Annotated in this window: 12 protein-coding genes and 3 pseudogenes; 6 read left to right on the top strand and 9 right to left on the bottom strand. The window is 68.7% G+C overall.

Going from position 1 to position 16,278, the window contains the following annotated elements:
* Positions 1 to 24 precede the first annotated feature (24 nt).
* The 5 genes from AMK16_RS28250 to AMK16_RS28225 all read right to left on the bottom strand — a co-directional run bounded on the left by AMK16_RS28250 (position 25) and on the right by AMK16_RS28225 (position 4,930).
* The gene (locus tag AMK16_RS28250) at positions 25 to 975 is read right to left on the bottom strand and encodes an acyl-ACP desaturase (protein WP_073920149.1); all 951 of its coding nucleotides are present in this window, start codon (positions 973 to 975) and stop codon (positions 25 to 27) included.
* A 232-nt stretch (positions 976 to 1,207) separates the two neighbouring features.
* A complete protein-coding gene (locus AMK16_RS28245) occupies positions 1,208 to 2,431 on the bottom strand; it encodes a beta-ketoacyl-[acyl-carrier-protein] synthase family protein (RefSeq protein WP_073920148.1) in 1,224 nt (407 codons plus the stop codon).
* Positions 2,421 to 2,678, bottom strand: coding sequence for a phosphopantetheine-binding protein (locus tag AMK16_RS28240; RefSeq protein ID WP_079191786.1), 258 nt, complete (start codon positions 2,676 to 2,678; stop codon positions 2,421 to 2,423). The genes AMK16_RS28245 and AMK16_RS28240 overlap by 11 nt, the downstream gene beginning before the upstream one ends.
* Before the next feature lie 62 nt (positions 2,679 to 2,740).
* The gene (locus AMK16_RS28235) at positions 2,741 to 3,679 is read right to left on the bottom strand and encodes an acyl-ACP desaturase (protein ID WP_073920188.1); all 939 of its coding nucleotides are present in this window, start codon (positions 3,677 to 3,679) and stop codon (positions 2,741 to 2,743) included.
* A 537-nt stretch (positions 3,680 to 4,216) separates the two neighbouring features.
* A complete protein-coding gene (locus AMK16_RS28225) occupies positions 4,217 to 4,930 on the bottom strand; it encodes a TetR/AcrR family transcriptional regulator (protein ID WP_079191785.1) in 714 nt (237 codons plus the stop codon).
* Positions 4,931 to 4,978: 48 nt separating this feature from the next.
* On the opposite strand from AMK16_RS28225, the gene AMK16_RS28220 reads away from it, so the two are divergent.
* From AMK16_RS28220 to AMK16_RS36790, 3 genes and pseudogenes are all read left to right on the top strand, one after another.
* The gene (locus tag AMK16_RS28220) at positions 4,979 to 6,586 is read left to right on the top strand and encodes an FAD-dependent oxidoreductase (RefSeq protein ID WP_073920145.1); all 1,608 of its coding nucleotides are present in this window, start codon (positions 4,979 to 4,981) and stop codon (positions 6,584 to 6,586) included.
* A 231-nt stretch (positions 6,587 to 6,817) separates the two neighbouring features.
* Positions 6,818 to 7,399, top strand: a pseudogene (locus AMK16_RS28215) (IS5 family transposase); the annotation flags it as partial.
* A 55-nt stretch (positions 7,400 to 7,454) separates the two neighbouring features.
* The gene (locus AMK16_RS36790) at positions 7,455 to 7,652 is read left to right on the top strand and encodes a hypothetical protein (protein ID WP_199885635.1); all 198 of its coding nucleotides are present in this window, start codon (positions 7,455 to 7,457) and stop codon (positions 7,650 to 7,652) included.
* 195 nt (positions 7,653 to 7,847) lie between these two features.
* Here AMK16_RS36790 and AMK16_RS28210 read toward each other — a convergent pair whose 3' ends face one another.
* From AMK16_RS28210 to AMK16_RS28200, 3 genes are all read right to left on the bottom strand, one after another.
* Entirely contained in the window at positions 7,848 to 9,491 is a 1,644-nt protein-coding gene (locus AMK16_RS28210; RefSeq protein ID WP_242438967.1) for a pyridoxal-dependent decarboxylase, read from the bottom strand.
* Between the two features lie 827 nt (positions 9,492 to 10,318).
* Positions 10,319 to 10,870 carry an EF-hand domain-containing protein gene (locus AMK16_RS28205; protein WP_073920143.1) on the bottom strand — a complete coding sequence of 184 codons (552 nt, stop codon included), beginning with the start codon at positions 10,868 to 10,870 and terminating at the stop codon, positions 10,319 to 10,321.
* A 135-nt stretch (positions 10,871 to 11,005) separates the two neighbouring features.
* Positions 11,006 to 13,318, bottom strand: a complete 2,313-nt coding sequence (locus tag AMK16_RS28200; protein ID WP_242438966.1) for a molybdopterin-dependent oxidoreductase — start codon at positions 13,316 to 13,318, stop codon at positions 11,006 to 11,008.
* Positions 13,319 to 13,579: 261 nt separating this feature from the next.
* Between AMK16_RS28200 and AMK16_RS37755 the strand changes: the two are divergent.
* The 3 genes and pseudogenes from AMK16_RS37755 to AMK16_RS28190 form a co-directional block, all read left to right on the top strand.
* Positions 13,580 to 13,717: pseudogene (locus tag AMK16_RS37755) on the top strand (IS701 family transposase); the annotation flags it as partial.
* Positions 13,691 to 14,365, top strand: coding sequence for an ExeA family protein (locus tag AMK16_RS28195; protein ID WP_274535390.1), 675 nt, complete (start codon positions 13,691 to 13,693; stop codon positions 14,363 to 14,365). The pseudogene AMK16_RS37755 and the gene AMK16_RS28195, both read left to right, overlap by 27 nt.
* A gap of 216 nt (positions 14,366 to 14,581) precedes the next feature.
* Positions 14,582 to 15,472 (top strand): MerR family transcriptional regulator, encoded by an 891-nt coding sequence (locus AMK16_RS28190; protein WP_073920140.1) that lies wholly within the window; start codon positions 14,582 to 14,584, stop codon positions 15,470 to 15,472.
* A 217-nt stretch (positions 15,473 to 15,689) separates the two neighbouring features.
* Here AMK16_RS28190 and AMK16_RS28185 read toward each other — a convergent pair.
* Positions 15,690 to 16,178, bottom strand: a pseudogene (locus AMK16_RS28185) (oxidoreductase); the annotation flags it as partial.
* Between the last annotated feature and the right edge of the window lie 100 nt (positions 16,179 to 16,278).

Raw genomic sequence — 16,278 nt, 5'->3', positions numbered from 1 at the left:
CGGCGTGCGCATCTGCAGCCCTGTTCAGTGAATCGAGTCCGGGTTGGTCCGGGTTGAGGATGCGAAGATGCGGGTGAACCGCGCGGCCTGGGCGGCGGAGTGCTCGAGCACGGCAGCGAGTTCTTCTCGTGCCTGTTCGCCGTCCGGGCGCAGGCCACAGGCGTCGAAGATGCCCAGGAAGCGCACGATGGGCTGCAAGACCTCTTCGTGGTGGGTAACGGGACTGTAGATACCGGAGCGGGCCATCGACTGGGCCAGCCGCGCATAGCCTGGGGCGCCGTGGCCGGGCGCACGGATGGAAGCGGCGACATCTGCCACAGCCCGTACGGTTCGGTCAGGATGCAGATCCATGGCTGCCGACAGGACCGTGCGGTAGAAGAGCATGTGCCGGTTCTCGTCCTTGGCGATGCGGTTGAGCATTGCCTCGCAGGCCGCGTCGCCGCACTGCAGCTTGATGTTGCGGTAGGAGACGCGGGTGCCGAGTTCCTGGAAGGTCACATAGACCAGGGAAGCGACGACATCGTCGCCGTAGTCCATGCCCCAGCCGTTTTGGACGTGGGCGGTTCGGTCGTTCTCGAGGGCGACAGGATCAACCGCGCGGGTGACCATGAGGTAGTCCCGGATGGCAATACTGTGGCGGCCTTCTTCGACTGTCCAGCGATTGACCCAGGTTCCCCAGGCTCCGTCCCGGGTGAAGAGCTCGGCGATCACCCGGTGGTAACTCGGCAGGTTGTCCTCGCTGAGGAGGTTGTGCACCAGGCCGTCCCGGGCTGCTTTGCCGAGAGTGCCCTGTTCCGGCTCCCAGGGTGTCCCGCCCAACACGCCGTCGAAATCGGCGCCCCGACTCCAGGGGGTGTACTCGTGGGGATACCAGTCATCCGCGCTCTCCACATGGGCGTCCACCGCCTTCGCCACCACTGGCTCGAGCTCGCGCAGCAGGCTGACGTCACGGCGAGGTGCCTGGTAGCGGTCCATTGCTACTCCTAGGGGTTTGGCCTGCGGAGCGCCGCTGGTCCGGCCCTTCGACAGGGGTGTCACGTGATGGCTGGGTCCTCCCCGGACGGCTACACCTGCGGGTGGTGGCTCCTGGACCTTCACCCGTCGATGGGGGCGACGTCCGGCGCAGCCTTCGGGGCCTGTGGCAGGACCGTTACCACCGGCTCAGGTTCAGCTCGATGGCCGTACGATGCGGCGGCGCTGCGGTTGGCTACGTGCTGCTGAGCATCAGGACCGCGTTCTGGCCGCCGAAACCGAAGGCGCAGCTGACGGCCGTGTGGGTGGTGACCGGACGGGGCGGTCCGGCCACGATGTCCAGCGTGTGCTTGCTGTCCTGCTGCTGGAAGTTCGCGGTGGGCGGGACCGTGCCGTGGCGTAGCGCGAGGACCGTGTACGCCGCCTGGATCGCGCCCGCCGCCCCCAGGGAATGTCCGATCACTCCCTTGGACGCCGTGACGGGAGGCGTGGTGTCGCCGAAGACGCGCGCCAGGGCTGCGGCTTCCGCCTCGTCGCCGAGCGGGGTGGAGGTGCCGTGCGCCTGTACGTGTCCGATGTCGTGAGGGCTGCACCCCGCATCCCGGAGGGCGGCCACGATTGCCCGGACGGCGCCGTCGCCCTGTGGATGCGGGGCGATGGGATGGTAGGCGTCGGACCCCGCACCGTAACCGCGCAGCAGGGCCAGCACCTCGGCACGCCGTGCGCGTGCGTCGGCGGCCCGTTCCAATACGAGGACGGCAGCGCCCTCACCGAGGACGAATCCGTCCCGAGCCGCGTCGAACGGCTTGCTGGCCAACTCGGGTTCGTCGCGGCGCGGCGACAGCGCACGCATCCGGGTGAAGCAGGTGGCCGTCATCCGGGACCGGCCCGATTCGCTGCCGCCCGCGAGCACGATGTCGCAGGTTCCCGACCGCAGCAGATCCCGTGCCACTCCGATCGCGGTCGCCCCGGAGGCGCAGGCGCTCGCGGTGGTGAAGTTGGGGCCCTGGGCGCCGAGGTCCAGGGCGACCTCGCCGGCAGCCATGCTCGGCACGCTGCGCGGCAGCGCGAGCGGCGAGACGCGCACCGGCCGGTCCGCGCCGAGATGGCCGAACTCGGTGATGTAGGTGCTCAGGCAGTTCGATCCGACGCCGAGCACGACCCCGACCCGTTCGCCGAGTCCGACGTCCGTGGGCAGACCGGCGTCGGTGACTGCCCGACGGGCGGCGAGAAGCGCGAACTGGATGAACCGTCCCACCCGCCGGGCCAGCGGCGGGCCGAGTCCCGCCGCAGCGTCGAGGCCGGTCACCTGGCAGGAGAAGTCAACGGGCAGACCGACGAGCTCGGGGTCCCTGGCGGCCAGCGATCGGCCCCGGCACAGGGCCGCCCAGTTCTCCTCGAGCGTGTGCCCGGCCGGGGTGACGAGCCCCAGTCCGGTGATGGCGACGTCAGCGGGCATCGGCGAAGGCGCGGGCGGCGGCGGCGAGGGTGGCAGACGGGGCCAGGTCCATTGCCTCTTCGGAGGGCACGATCCCAAATCGCTCCTCCGCCGCCACGACCAGTTCCATCAGAGCCAGCGAGTCCATGCCGAGACTTTCGAAAGTGAGGTCCGGCGTGAGTTGCCGGGCCTGAGCCTCGCCGCCCAGCTGCTCGTTGACCAGGGCCACAAGCTGCTCGGGAAGGGCGTTGTATGCGGCTTGGGTCATGTCTGGTTCCTCCTGCAAAAGTTTTCTGTCTGTACCGGGCTCGCGGCAGTCACCGCCGGTCCTCATTCGGATGAACAACTCATGGCCTCCATGCGCTCGAACAGGTCCCGAGCTCGGGCCGCCCGTACGGTGAGCTGCTCCACATGCGCACCCAGGCGTTCCTGCGCCTGCTCGCCGACCGCTCCGAGGCCGCTGAGAGAGGTGACCTTGAGCGCCCGCACAAGGGGGGCCACCACGTGCTCGAGGTGGACATCCAGGTTGTAGATGCCGGATGCCGCGATGCGCGCCGCACGCCTCCGGAAGCCAGGGATCATCGCACCGGGCATCTCGAAGTGTTCGAGGACATCGGCCAGGGCGGCGAGCGCCGCGCCTGGGTACAAGGCGAGCGCGTCGGCGAACAAGTCCCGGTAGAAGAGCATGTGCAGGTTCTCATCGGCCGCAATCCGCGCCATCAGCTGCTCGCCGGCCCGGTCCCCACAAGCTGCCCCGGCGTTCCGGTGGGCCTGGCGAGTCGCCAGTTCCTGGACGGTGACGTAGGCCAGCGCATGCAGGGGCGTCGTCGCACCGGAGTGGTAGCCGGTGCCGACGTGCCGCATCCGCAGATCCTCAAGGGCGATGGGGTCCACGACGCGGCGGGCGTGGACGTAGGCACGCAGGACCGAGGCATGCCGGTCCTCTTCGGCCGTCCACCGATGTACCCAGGTGCCCCAGGCGCCGTCCCGCCCGAATCGGGTGGCGATCTCGAAGTGGTAGCTGGGCAGGTTGTCCTCGGTCAGCAGATTGACCACCAGCACGTCCTGTACGGCCTGGGGCAGTGCTGTCTGCTCCGGTGACCAGGCCGTGCCGTCCAGTGGGCCGTCGTAGTCGTGTGCGGCGCTCCACGGCACGTACTGGTGTGGGAACCAGTCACGGGCGGTGTCCAGGTGCCGCTCGAGGAGTCGCTCCACCGCCGGCTCCAACTCCCGCAGGACGCGCTCCGCCGCGGCAACAGCCTCGGTCATCCACCTGTGCCCTTCTTCATATGCAGGGACATGCCTGTCCGCAGACTGCAAACGCATACGGCGGGAACCAGAAACGATCATTCACCCGTTTGATGTACTGGCGCCAACACACTCCTCGCGACCTGACCACGTGGCGCGCCCGTCCGGCGCCCAGGTGAGTTCGTAGACCCCTGGCGCGACCCGCACTCCCTTCACGCGCAACCCCGGTCGGAATGGCCGGCCGGTGCGCAGGTCGGGCACGAAGGCTTCCAGGACTACACGGCGGAAGCGTCGGCGCTGGACGTGGGTGAGGTGGCGGAGGTCGGTGGTGAAGCGCGGGAGGGTCTCGAAGGTGGGCACGGTGGGGGGCCGCGTACGCGGCCCTCTCGGCCACGTGCTCCGTCACCCGGGGCGCGTACGCCGCCGGGAGTGCGGACGCGGCGCGCTGGCGCAGCTGCCCCGTCGAGGTGGCCGGGCTGACCGCGGCGGCCCGGGTGACCGTCGGCGCGACGGGAAGCCGACGGCCCTGCCGGCCGCTCGCGCCTCCGGGGCGATCCGTCAGCGCGCCGTGAGAAGCGCGCGCTCCAACGCGTCGAACGCGCCGTGCACGCGTGACCGGTGGTCGTCGGCCACATCGGCCGCGCGCTCGCCCGCGAGCAGCTGTTGGGCCGTGGTGACGTAGACGGACCGGTACGCGGCGACGGTCAGTGCCGCCGCGAGGCGGGGGTCGGGGCCGTCGCCCCCGGGGGCGGTCTCGGCCATCGCGTCCCCCAACGCCGTCTCCACCTCCTCGACGCCTTCGCGCGCCCGTGCCCGCAGGGCGGGCGAGTCCAGCACGATGCGCCAGAAGTGCGGGAAGTCGTCGCTCACCGCCGCCAGGGGGTGGCGCTGGTCGAGGAGCCGGAGCAGCAGGCCCCGCAGGGCGGCCACTGGGGGCTCGCCGGCCGGGCGGTTCCGGACCGCGGCCGTGAAGAGCTCGACGGCTTCCGGGATCCGGTCCAGGAAGAGGTCTTCCTTGCGGGGGAAGTGGTTGAAGACCGTCATCGCCGAGACGTGAGCGGCCTTGGCGATCTCCGCCACGGTCACCTCGTCGAACCCGCGGGCCACGAACAGCATCGTCGCCTCGTCGGAGATCCGTTGCCGCGTCTCGCGCTTCTTGCGCTCGCGCAAGGTCAACGCCTCGTCGGGCACGCCCCCACTTCCACCCCCACCCACGGTCACGCCCTCACGTGCGTCCTCGCGGGCGCCGCGCTTCTCGGGATCCTTGGTCATGGACCACACTATAGCGACTCTAAAATTTTAGTGACTATAGTGAAATCCATGAACTCGGACTTTGACGTAGTGGTGTCCGGAGGCGGCCCGGTCGGACTGATGCTCGCCTGTGAGCTGCGGCTCGGCGGCGCGAGCGTGGTGGTCGTCGAGCGGCGCACCGAAGTGGACCGGACCATCAAGGCGGGGTCGATCAACACGCCGACCGCCGAGGCCTTCTACCGGCGCGGCATGCTGCCCGCGCTGGCCGAGGTGCAGCGGCGCTCCGCCGAGCGGTTCCAGGCGTTCGTACGCGAACAGCGGGGGAAGCGGGCGGACGGGCAGCCTCCGGGCGCACCTTCCCGGTTCGTCGGACACTTCGGCGGGATCATGCTGCGCGGGGAACTCCTGGACGCGACCGACCCGGACCTGCACGGCGCCGGCCCTGCCGGGGACGTCAGCCTCGTACCGCAGCAGGAGGTCGAGCGCGTGCTCGCCGAGCGCGCCCGGGAGCTCGGCGTCGAGGTGCGCGGCGGCACGGAGCTGACCGGGTTCGAGGCGGACGGAGACGGGATCGAGGTCCGTGTGGTCCGGGTGGCCGACGGGGCGGCCGAGGCCGTACGGGCGGGCTGGCTCGTGGGGTGCGACGGGGGCCGCAGTACGGTCCGCAAGCTCGCCGGGTTCCCCTTCCCCGGCACGGATCCGCAGATTACCGGTCACCAGGCGCTCGTCGAGATGACCGGGGCCGAGGCCCTCCGGCCCGGCTGGCACCACACGGACACCGGGACGTACGTGCACGGGCCGATGCCCGGTCGCATCCTCACGGTCGAGTTCGACGGACCGCCGGCCGACCGGGAAGCAGCCGTCACCGCCGAGGAGTTGCAGGCGAGCCTGCGGCGCGTTTCCGGGGCCGACGTCACGGTCACCGGGGTGCACACCGCCACCCGCTTCACCGACAACGCGCGCCAGGCGGCCGACTACCGCGCGGGCCGCGTCCTCCTGGCGGGCGACGCCGCGCACGTCCACTCTCCGTTCGGCGGCCAGGGGCTGAACCTCGGCATCGGGGACGCGATGAACCTCGGCTGGAAACTCGCGGCGGTCGTGCGCGGCCGGGCACCGGAAGGGCTCCTGGACACCTATACGGCCGAACGGCATCCGATCGGCGCCTGGGTGCTCGCATGGACGCGGGCGCAGATCGCGCTGATGCGGCCGGAACCGCAAGCCCGCGCCCTGCGCGAGATCGTCGCCGAGCTGACGGAGTCCGTCGCCGGCACTACCTTCCTCGCCAAGAAGATCTCCGGCGTCTGGCAGCGGTACGACCTCCCCGGCAGTCATCCGCTGGTCGGCTGCAGCGCCCCGGACCTGGAACTCGCCGACGGGACGCGCCTCGCGGACCTGCTCCACGAGGGGCGGGCCCTGCTGCTCGACCTCGCCGACGACGCGGGGCTCAGGGTGCGCGCCGAGGGATACGGGGAGCGGGTGCGCGTCGTCACCGCCGCCTGCCCCGGCAGACCGGAACTGGCCGGCCTGCTCGTACGCCCGGACGGCGTCGTTGCCTGGGCGTCCGACGCGGGGGACGCGTCGGAGCCGGACGCCGGGGGCGGGCTCGCCGACGTCCTGCCGCGGTGGTGCGGAGCGCCGGGCCGTGCGGGGCGAACGGCCGAAGATCCGATGCTTTGAACGCGTTCAGATCGATTGTTCGGAACGTCGGACCGGTGGACGGGCGCGGCCGTAACAGAGGTGACGGACGCCGGCCCCGTCCTCCTGCTCGCCCTGGCCCGCGGGGGTCCCGGAAGCCGCGCGCCCTGCGGACGGCCTAGGCCGTGTTTCAGATCGGGGTTCCGGTTCACGCCTCGCTGCCGTGATGATCATGGTGTGGGGCGCGGGGATCTTTCTGATGAGCAGTGATCGGTGCTGGAGTCGTTGCTACCTGCGGCAGGTGTGAGCCGCAGGTCCGGGAACCGGCGGCGGTTGATCAATGGAGTTCGGTGGCGGGTTCGGACGGGTGTTCCGTGGCGTGATCTGCCGCACGAGTACGGGCCTTGGCAGACCGTTTACGGGCTCTTTCGCCGTTGGCGGCGCGAGGGTGTGTGGGCCCCGATTCTCACCTTGTTGCAGGCGAGGGCTGATGCGGCCGGGCTGATCACGTGCGAGGTGAACGTCGACTCCACGGTCTGCAGAGCCCATCAGCATGCTGCTGGTGCCCGCCGGGACGGGGCCGGGCAGAAGGAGCCCCCGGGAGGGGTCGCTACCGAGCCGGAGGACCACGGGCTGGGCCGGTCGTGGGGCGGGTTCTCGACAAAGATCCATCTGGCCTGCGAGCAGGGGCAGAAGCCACTGTCATTGCTGGTCACGGCGGGTCAGCGGGGTGACAGTCCGCAGTTCGAGCCGGTCCTCGAAGCAGTCCGGGTGCCCAAGGTCGGCGGTGGCCGCCCCAGGCGCAAGCCGCTGCGGGTGCGTGGTGACAAGGCGTACTCCTCGCGCGCCAATCGAGATGTGGTTTTGTTCTGGCGGGTCACCGCGCGTCAGTCTTGCGTTGGGTGTGTGCGTGTTGGCGGAGCCGGTCGACGTGGCGGGTCAGGGCGTCGATGCGGTCGACCAGTTCGGTGTGCTCGGGCCGCAGGTGTGCTCGGGTGTGGCCCGGGCCGCGGTGGTGAACTGGCGCCGCCGGCACTCCAACTTCCCCGACCCGGTGGTTGGCAAGGACGTGCACCCGCAGCTCGGCCGCCACACAGTCGTTGCCTGACTCCTCGCCCGCGACAAGATCGACATCCCCACGGGGCCGACGGTCTCCCCAGGGCTGCTGGCCGGTACCGGGGGCGCCACGCACCGGTTCCGGCTTGATGGCCCGTGGCTGACCCTGGCCGAGGACGCCGACGGGGAGGACCAGTTGTCCGGCTGGTCCACCGATACGGACGCCGAGCGCCCGGATGGTTATGGGTCAGCGTTGGTGGGGGAGTGGGGGGCGTTGGGCGTCGGGGTCGGTGGAGCGGTCGAAGGCTCCGGGCTGGGCGAGGTCTTCGAGGAGTTCGTCGATGAGTTGCCTGGTGACGTGGGGCATGACGTAGACGTGGCTGTAGTCGTGGCGGCGGCCGCCGAGGTTGAGGGGCATGCAGGCCAGGGAGTATTTGCGGGTGATGTCGGCGCGGGGTTGCTGGAACCAGATGCTGAGGGCGTGGTCCGCGTGGCCGACCTCGATGCCGTCCTCGGCCCATGGCTCTGAGCGGTCCCGGAGCCGGTCGCTGAGTTCACGCAAACACCGGGCGGTGTACTGGGCGATTCCTGAGACATCGGCGGCCTGGCGGATCTGCTGTTCTTCGCTGAGCTGGGCGAGGTGGTTCCACATGGCGAGGGCTGCGAAGCCGCTGCGGGAGCCGGCGAAGGTGCTGTCGGGGGAGGAGACGTAGGCGGGGTCGGACGGCGGACGGAGCTTGGCTCCCGCGCGTGCCATGTAGATTCCCGTGGGGACGGGCGCGCCGGGGTATTTGTGGCCGCTGGTGACGATGGAGGACACCTCAGGGATCCGGAAGTCGAAGACCGGGGGTGCGGTGTCGGTGAGGCCGGTGTCGCGGGCCTTCTCCAGGTAGGGGGCGTAGGCGGCACCCATGGCTCCGTCGACGTGGATCCAGTACCCGTTGCGGGTACTGACACGGCTGGGGTCGTCGGGGTCGAAGCGCACGGTGCGGTCGACGAGTCCGTGCCGTGCGAAGACCGGCCGCAGGCGCTCGCAGGCTCCTTGGACGTCGTCGAATGCGCCCTTGAAGACGCTGCCGACGTTGAAGTTGACCAGGACGGGGTGGCCCTTGGCGGCGAAGAAGTCCACGACGGCGACCAAGGCGTCGACGTCAACGGTGCCCGGCCCCTCCTCGCCGCCGGTGGTCGGGACCCCGCCCAGCGGCCAGCCGTTGTACGTCGCCATCCCGGCACCGGACACATCGATCGGGCACTGGCCCGGGTAGAGGCTTCCGCCCAGGTCGTAGAAGGTCGGGATGTCCAGCACCCGCATCGCCTTGATGTGCGAGTAGTGAGTCTCCCGGGAGAAGAACGCCACCGGCAGGTAGGCGTTGGGGTTGTCATCGGGATGCTGGGCCCGCAGGTAGCTGGTGCGGCAGCTGGCATCGCCGGAGACCTCGTCACGCACCAGGGCGTTGCCGTCCAGGTAGTCCCGCGCGTTCCACATCGCGTACAGGTTGCCCTCGGTGCTGCCCATGGACAGCACGTACCCCCACCCGTCCCCCTCGCGGGGCCGGTCCGGATCCTCGGGCAGGGCCACGTGCCACAGGCGGGCATAGTGCTCCAGGACGGCCCGCTCCAGCCACCGCGAGTGCAGGCTGTAGTGGCTGTCGACGAACGGGTCCCCGATGTTGTTGAGGTGAAAGCCCAGGAACCGGCCGAGCGCGGCGTGGCCGTCGAGCGACAGGTTCACCTGATAGCCCAGAAGACGACCGCGCTGCTCGCCGAGGTATCCCTCCAGCTTGGCGAGGACCGCGGTCCGCTGCTCGTCGGTGTAGGCGTCGGCACCCAGCCGGTAGTCGTCGTTGGTCGGCGGCGCCGTCACTGGGATTCCTGTGTACTCGGTCGTCATGCGGTGTCCGATTCTGAACAGAATCACGAAACGGCGGCCTATCCGCGTCATAAACGGACGGCACTCGCGTCGGGAATCGCTCGGATCCGAAGGGATAGGGGCGGGGGCGAGGTGCGCGGAAGGAGCGGCCGCAGCGACGGCCGCCGGAGCGCTGAGCAGCCCAAAAAGCAATCGCTGGAGGAGGATCGGCCGTTGTCCAGGCACCTCGCGGCATCCAGAATATGTGCCCTGCGATGTAGGAATTCCCGTCCCACCCGCACAACATTCCTATTACCTGATTCGGGTGGCCGGAGTTTGAATTCGGTACCTCAAAGGCACCATGGGCAGTGACGTTTTTGCGCGCGCCGGAGGTGACGGCGAAGTGCTGGCTCCGAACTGACGTCCGTTCCTGCAGCCGGTCCTGTACGCCCCCGTCCGGGCGGCGCTTGGCGGCCCGGGCCACGCTGTTGCCCGGATCCCGGGCACCCGAAGGCGTGCCGACGACGGCGGACTGTTGGACGATCGGAAACCTTCCAGTCCGGCCAGGGCCGGCCGGACTGGACGAACACCAGGTCACACACTGGACGTCCTGGCACCGCTGGCTCACCCTCGCGATGCTCGTGGCACGCCTTCCGCCCCGTCATCCGCGCCGACGAACACGCCGGCCACCCCGGTCTGGACGGGCTGCCCCCTCGCCTGCAACGAGATCCAGCACCTGTTCACGCTGGCCGTCCGACGCGTCTACGACACAGACCACCGGCTCGACTGGTCCCACAGGCGACGCGCCACCATGCCCGATCCAGCAACAAGCCAATCAAGCATGAAGATCGCGATCCAAAGCTGGAGTATCAGGCGGTGACTTTCCCGAAGAGGTGGTTGGCTGGAGCGTCCGGGTTGTTGCCGTAGAAGAACTCCGTGAGCGCCTGGTGGAACTCGGCGCGGTCCAGCGCGCCGGAGCCATCCCGGTCCAAAGCGGCGAAGACCGCGGCACAGTCCTCGCCGGGAACGCCGGCGACTGAGTCGAACATCTGCTGGAACTCCGCCTGATCGATCTTGCCATCGGCGTTGAGATCGACCAGGTCGAAGAAGCAGTTGGTCACCGGCTCGATCTGTTCCGGGTACAGGGCGGGGTCGGTCAGGACCCGCTTGAACCCTTCGGTCATTTCCCGCAGATCGACCTTCCCGTCACCGTCCTGATCCATGGGGGCGATCACGTTCGTCCAGAACCCGTCCATCCCCTCGGTGAGCTGGTGGGTGGTGGCGTAGTCCGGCGTGGCGCCGCGGGCGGCGATGTAGCGCTCGCTCATGTTGCGGACGTCCCGCTGGGTGATGAATCCGTCGCCGTCGACGTCGGCGCCCCTGAACCACTGGCCGTACTTGAGGTCTTGAAGTGCAGTCATGGCTGCGCACAGTATTCACGTCGTCACACAGACGCAAACGGCGAGTGAAGGGGCTTTCGACGGCCTGACCGGCCCGCTACGCGCCTAACTAGGGCGTACACGGGAACGCGCCCGACGAGCCAGGAAGTCTTCGTGTCAATGTTCGAGGTCGGGTGGCGTGAAAGCGAGCACACCGGGCGGAAGATCGGCACAGACCTCGACGTCGACCAGCGCACTGAGAGCGCTGGGCCCTTGGGACAGGCGTGAGCACGGCCGATCCGCCGTGAGGACGTTCGGATTGCCGTGACGGTCCAAGGTTCCGCTGAGGCCCGGCTGGACCGGATCCCACCACGCGCCGGTGGACAGTTGTACGACGCCTGGCATGACGTCGTCCGACAGGACTGCGCCCGCGAGGCAGCTGCCTCGGTCGTTGAAGACTCGTACGATCATGCCGTCTTCGATGCCACGCGACGCAGCGTCCGATGAGTTGAGGGTCACGGGCTCGCGGCCACGGATTTTTGAGCTGAGGCTGTGGCCGCCGTTGTCGTACTGGCTGTGTAGCCGCGAGGCGGGCTGATTCGAGATCAGGTGCAGCGGGAACCGGTCCGCCAGATCAGCGTGGAGCCACTCCGTCGGTTCGAACCACGTCGGATGCCCGGCGCAATCGTCGTAACCGAACGAGTCAATCTCCTCGGAGAAGATCTCGATCCTGCCCGACGGCGTCGGCAGGGGGAAACGCTGCGGATCTGAGCGCAGCGCCTCGAAGCTCCCGGGAAACGGTCCGGCCAGCGCCGGCAGCTCAGCGGTGGAGCTGCGCCAGAAGTCCTCGAAACTCGGCAAGACGGCCTCGTCACCGAGCCCCGCCTTCGTCTGCTCGTAAAGGTGCCGGACCCATTCGATCTCGGAACGCGACTGTGTGAATTCCTCCTCGTATCCGAGCCGGCCGGCCAAGGCGGCGAAGATCTGATGGTCGGTGCGCGACTCGCCCTGCGGCTCACGGACCTTCGGCATCGCGACGAGGTGAGGATCGGAGAATCCGGCGGCGAAATCGTCGCGCTCCAGGCCGGTGGCAACGGGAAGGACGATGTCCGCGAACTTGGCCGTGGTGTTCCACCAGGCTTCGTGAACCACCACGGTGTCGGGTTTCTGCCAGGCGCGGGTCAACCGGTGCAGGTCCTGGTGGTGGTGGAACGGGTTTCCTCCGCACCAGTAGATCAGGCGCAGCTCGGGCAAGGTGAGCCGCTGCCCGTCGTAGTCGGTGGTCTTCCCCGGATCCAGCAAGGTGTCGGCGATCCTCGCGACCGGGATGAAATCCGCAACGGGGTTGGACACCGCCGGAATCGTCGCCACCGAGGGGCGGCCTGGGGCAACGCCAGTCGCGTCCATCGTCGCGTAACCTGCGCCCCAGCCGCAGCCGGGCCGGCCCATCGATCCGGCCATGGCGGCCAGCACGACGGACATCCAGATCGGCTGTTCGCCGTGGTCCGCTCGTTGCACCGCGTAGTTGACCATGATGAGCGAACGCTGGGTGGTCAGGCGGCGTGCGAGATCGGTGAGCGTGTCGCGGCTGATTCCCGTGATCTCTGCTGCCCAGGCGGCGTCCTTGGGGACGCCGTCGAGCTCCCCGAGCAGGTAGGAGGCGAAGCGGTCGAACCCGGTGCAGCACCGGCGCAGGAAGTCCTCGTCGTGCCACCTGTTGACCAGCATCGTGTGGGCGATGCCGAGCATCGCGGCGGTGTCGGTGTTGGGGACGACGGGCAGCCACTGGGCGTCGAGGAAGCCGGCGACGTCGCTGCGGATGGGACTGACGTTCACGAACCGCACCCCTGCCTCACGGCACTGGCGCTGCAGGTCCTGTGTCTGGTGTTTGGCCAGCCCACCAGGGTTGATCTGGCTGTTCTTCAGGGCCAGCCCGCCGAACGCCACCACGAGCTCGCAGTTCTCGGCTATCTGATCCCACATCGGCATCCGGGACTGGTAGCTCCACGGATGCCCGCCGATCACATGGGGGAGGATGACCTCCAAAGCCGCAGTGCTGTACGTATTCCGCGAGTCGGTGTATCCGCCGCCTAACGCCAGGAACCGGTGGAGTTGCCCCTGCGCGTTGTGGAACGCGCCCGCACTCGCCCAGCCGTAGGATCCGCCGAACACCCCGCTGTCTCCGTGCTGTGAACGCACCCGAGACAGCTCATCGCTCACCAGCGTGAGCGCGTCGTCCCAGCTCACTTCCACGAAGGCGTCCGCGCCTCTGGCCGTGTCGTGGGCACGCGGCAGGCCGTTCAGCCAGCCCTTACGCACCGCGGGGCGCAACACGCGGGCCTGGTCATCGGCGGCCGTCACCATTCCGGGGCCGATAGGCGACGGCGCAGGGTCATCGCTCCTCGGCTCGATTCGCACCAACCGGCCGGATTCGACCACCGCGATAAAACTGCCCCAGTGCGTCCCAACCGACATGCGTCGTTTCACCATGCATCAACCCCACCCTGGAAGTTTCCCCGGCTTCCGCACAGCGGTTGCCCACGCCACAGGGCCCCACGTCCAGCCGACGGCCCGCAGAGCAGAGACTTCCCCTGAGGTCTGCTGAACAACCCACCTGTCAGCCGTTCGGCACCGGCGCAGGGCGCGCGGACAGCGGTGTCGCTGGGTGTTGTTCCACGCAGTCCAGGCACGGTGCAGGCCCTCGACGCGGCGAGCTCGGCCCTGTGCGTAGGCGAGGACGCCGCACCCAGACTTGCCCGCCGCAGCATCACCAAGCCGGACGAGCTCGCCTACTTCCTGGCTTCGGCACCCCTGCAGGCCACCCTCGCCGACCTCGTGCGGATCGCCGGCTGCCGCTGGGAGATCGAGGAGTGCTTCCAGAGTCGCCGTCTGCTGGCAACTGCCCGCAAGGGCGCCGTTGCCTCGCTCGACCCGGCCCGGTTTACGGTCATCTACCAGCCCAACCCCGAGGTCGGCATGCGTGGCCTCTACGACCGCATCGTCACCAGCCTGAACGGGACCCCCAAGTTCCACCTGGCCGCGCTCGCCACCCAGGCGTCCGCCGCGCTGGCCGCCGAGGTCGACGAACGGGGACGGACGCCGGCCGTGATGATCGACGAGTCACACCTCCTCGACCACCAGGAGCTCGACGCGATCCGCATGCTCACCAACTACGACATGGACTCCACGACGCCATTCGCGGTGTTGCTGATCGGCCAGCCCACCCTGCGCAAACGCATGAAACACGGCGTCCTGACAGCCCTGGACCAGCGGATCTCGATCAGCTACCAAATGCCCACGATGACGAAAGAGGAGACCGCCAGCTACATCAAGCACCACCTCACCATCGCCGGACGACAGGACACCCTGTTCTCCGACGACGCCGTCGAACTCCTCCACCTCACCAGCCGCGGCCTGCCCCGCTCGGTCAACAACATCGCCTGGCAGTCCCTCATCGCAGCCTTCACCGAAGAGAAGGGAATCGTCGACGAGTCATCCACCCGCACCGCCATCACCGAGACCCACGCGACAGAGTGAGCACGAAGCCGACACCGTGTTCACGACGACCCCGGCGGCCTGACGGCCACCGGGGTCGTTTCATCCCGTCCCATCGACAACCAGCACGTCGCCTTCACGCACATCTTCAGCGTCGCTCAACACTTGGCTCCGGTGGCACCTGGATGGGGTTGTTGCACATGCCGTAGCGGCATGTGGTGGGGTCGGGGCACCACAGCACGAAAGGCTCTGTCTGCGATGTACCCCTCCCTCACGCCTCCCCGACAGGTCAAGATCGGTGATGCCGCTGCGTTCGCCGGGATCACCCCACGCGCCATCCGCCACTACCACGAGATCGGTCTGCTGCCGGAGCCCGAGCGCGGCGGGGACGGCCGCCGCCGCTACGGCTATGACGACATGATCCGCCTGCTGTGGATCCGCAAGATGGCTGATGCCGGTATCAGCCTGGACGACATGCGGGCCGCCTTCGGCGAAGCCCGGGACGAAGCTGGAGACGAAGCCCTGGACCAAGCCCCGGATATCGAGTCGGTCCTGAGCAGGCTGGAGGAAACCTTGGCGGCGCAGGAGGCCGCCATCAAACGTCGGCGCGCGGCTGTACAGCGCCTGCAGGCGGTGGGCAACCCGCTGGGGCTGCTTTCCGAACTGGTCACGGACCGGCTCAGCCACCTGCCCCCGGGCGCGTTGCGCCCCTCCGATCTGGACGCCCTGCTAGTCACAGAACGGATCTTCGGGCCGCTGGGCGCCGCCATCCAGGCCGGCACGTTCATCGTGCTGGCCACCCACCCCGACCTGCGGGCCGAGGAGGACCGTCTTGAGGCGGCAGAGGCCGCCCTCGACGACGGCGTCGAACCCGACGACCCGCGCGTCGAAGAGCTCGCCGTACAGCGATCCGCTCACCAAATGGCCCTGAATCAGGCCATCGAGGCAGATGGTCTCGGCGCGGCCGAGGAGAAGATCTTCGAGATCTACGACGCCGACCTGAAAGGGGAGGAGGGCACTGAGATGAGTGCCGCCACAGCGATCACCAAGATGCCTTACGACTTCTCTCCTGCCCGGACGCGCTGCATGGAACTCGCCGGACGGCTCTTCGGTGAGGCCCTTGCCGACGCCCACTCCGCGGACAGCTGATCGCCTGTGCCTGGCACTGACGTGGTCCGACAACCGATCGCGCTCATCCGCATGTGACCGATCGGGTCAGACGTCGAGCCCGGGCCGTAACCAAGAGTGACATCACAACCGCCGTACGTGGGATTCCGAACTGGCCGCCGACACGGGGTTCAGAAACAGTTACTCATCTTGTCTTTTAACCTCTGTCCGCTTGGGTCTGCGGGCGCCTCTCCGGTAAGACGGCGTTGCGGGCGGCGATGGCGTAGTCGGTGATGGTTTCGGCGATCTGTGCCTCGGTCAGCGCATGTGGGGTGACGAAGTCCTGCGGGCCCTGGTGGGTGTATACCTGGCCCACGGCCCTGACCGCAGAAGGCCCGACGGGGGTCAGGCCCATCAGGCTCGGGTGGCCTACCCGCCCGGTGTGCATCAGCTGCATGAAGATCACCCCGCCGCGCTCGTGGACGGCGCCGGTGACCTTCTTCCACGCCTCGATCTGCTCCTCGGAGTGGATGCCGGGGGTGTCGGGGTAGCCCTGACCGACCGCGGACGGTTGCGTGCCCTCGGTGACGATCAGGCCGGCACCGGCGCGCTGACCGTAGTAGGTGGCCATCAGCTCCGTGGCGGACAGGCCCGGCCCGTAGGCCCGGCTGCGGGTCATCGGCGCCATCACGATGCGGTGGGCCAGACGTGTGCCGGCCAGGTCGTAGGGGGCGAAAGCCTTGCTCATGTCTCGTTCCTCGTTCGTACGGGCCCCTCGCAGGACCGCTGACATTTTCACGTTACCTGCTCGAACAAGTAAAGTCACCGGAGCATTCCCGCCTCGTGCG

Origin of the sequence: Streptomyces sp. CB00455 (genome assembly GCF_001905445.1) — a bacterium.
GTDB lineage: Bacteria > Actinomycetota > Actinomycetes > Streptomycetales > Streptomycetaceae > Streptomyces.
The sequence above is the reverse complement of the archived record's forward strand: the minus strand, read 5'-3'. Positions and strand labels throughout refer to the sequence as shown.

What these genes read in the sequence shown, in the direction of transcription:
- AMK16_RS28250 (WP_073920149.1), bottom strand. Translation starts at nt 975, where the DNA reads ATGGACCGCTACCAGGCACCTCGCCGTGACGTCAGCCTGCTGCGCGAG.
- AMK16_RS28245 (WP_073920148.1), bottom strand. Translation starts at nt 2,431, where the DNA reads ATGCCCGCTGACGTCGCCATCACCGGACTGGGGCTCGTCACCCCGGCC.
- AMK16_RS28240 (WP_079191786.1), bottom strand. Translation starts at nt 2,678, where the DNA reads ATGACCCAAGCCGCATACAACGCCCTTCCCGAGCAGCTTGTGGCCCTG.
- AMK16_RS28235 (WP_073920188.1), bottom strand. Translation starts at nt 3,679, where the DNA reads ATGACCGAGGCTGTTGCCGCGGCGGAGCGCGTCCTGCGGGAGTTGGAG.
- AMK16_RS28225 (WP_079191785.1), bottom strand. Translation starts at nt 4,930, where the DNA reads ATGACCAAGGATCCCGAGAAGCGCGGCGCCCGCGAGGACGCACGTGAG.
- AMK16_RS28220 (WP_073920145.1), top strand. Translation starts at nt 4,979, where the DNA reads ATGAACTCGGACTTTGACGTAGTGGTGTCCGGAGGCGGCCCGGTCGGA.
- AMK16_RS28210 (WP_242438967.1), bottom strand. Translation starts at nt 9,491, where the DNA reads ATGACGACCGAGTACACAGGAATCCCAGTGACGGCGCCGCCGACCAAC.
- AMK16_RS28205 (WP_073920143.1), bottom strand. Translation starts at nt 10,870, where the DNA reads ATGACTGCACTTCAAGACCTCAAGTACGGCCAGTGGTTCAGGGGCGCC.
- AMK16_RS28200 (WP_242438966.1), bottom strand. Translation starts at nt 13,318, where the DNA reads ATGGTGAAACGACGCATGTCGGTTGGGACGCACTGGGGCAGTTTTATC.
- AMK16_RS28190 (WP_073920140.1), top strand. Translation starts at nt 14,582, where the DNA reads ATGTACCCCTCCCTCACGCCTCCCCGACAGGTCAAGATCGGTGATGCC.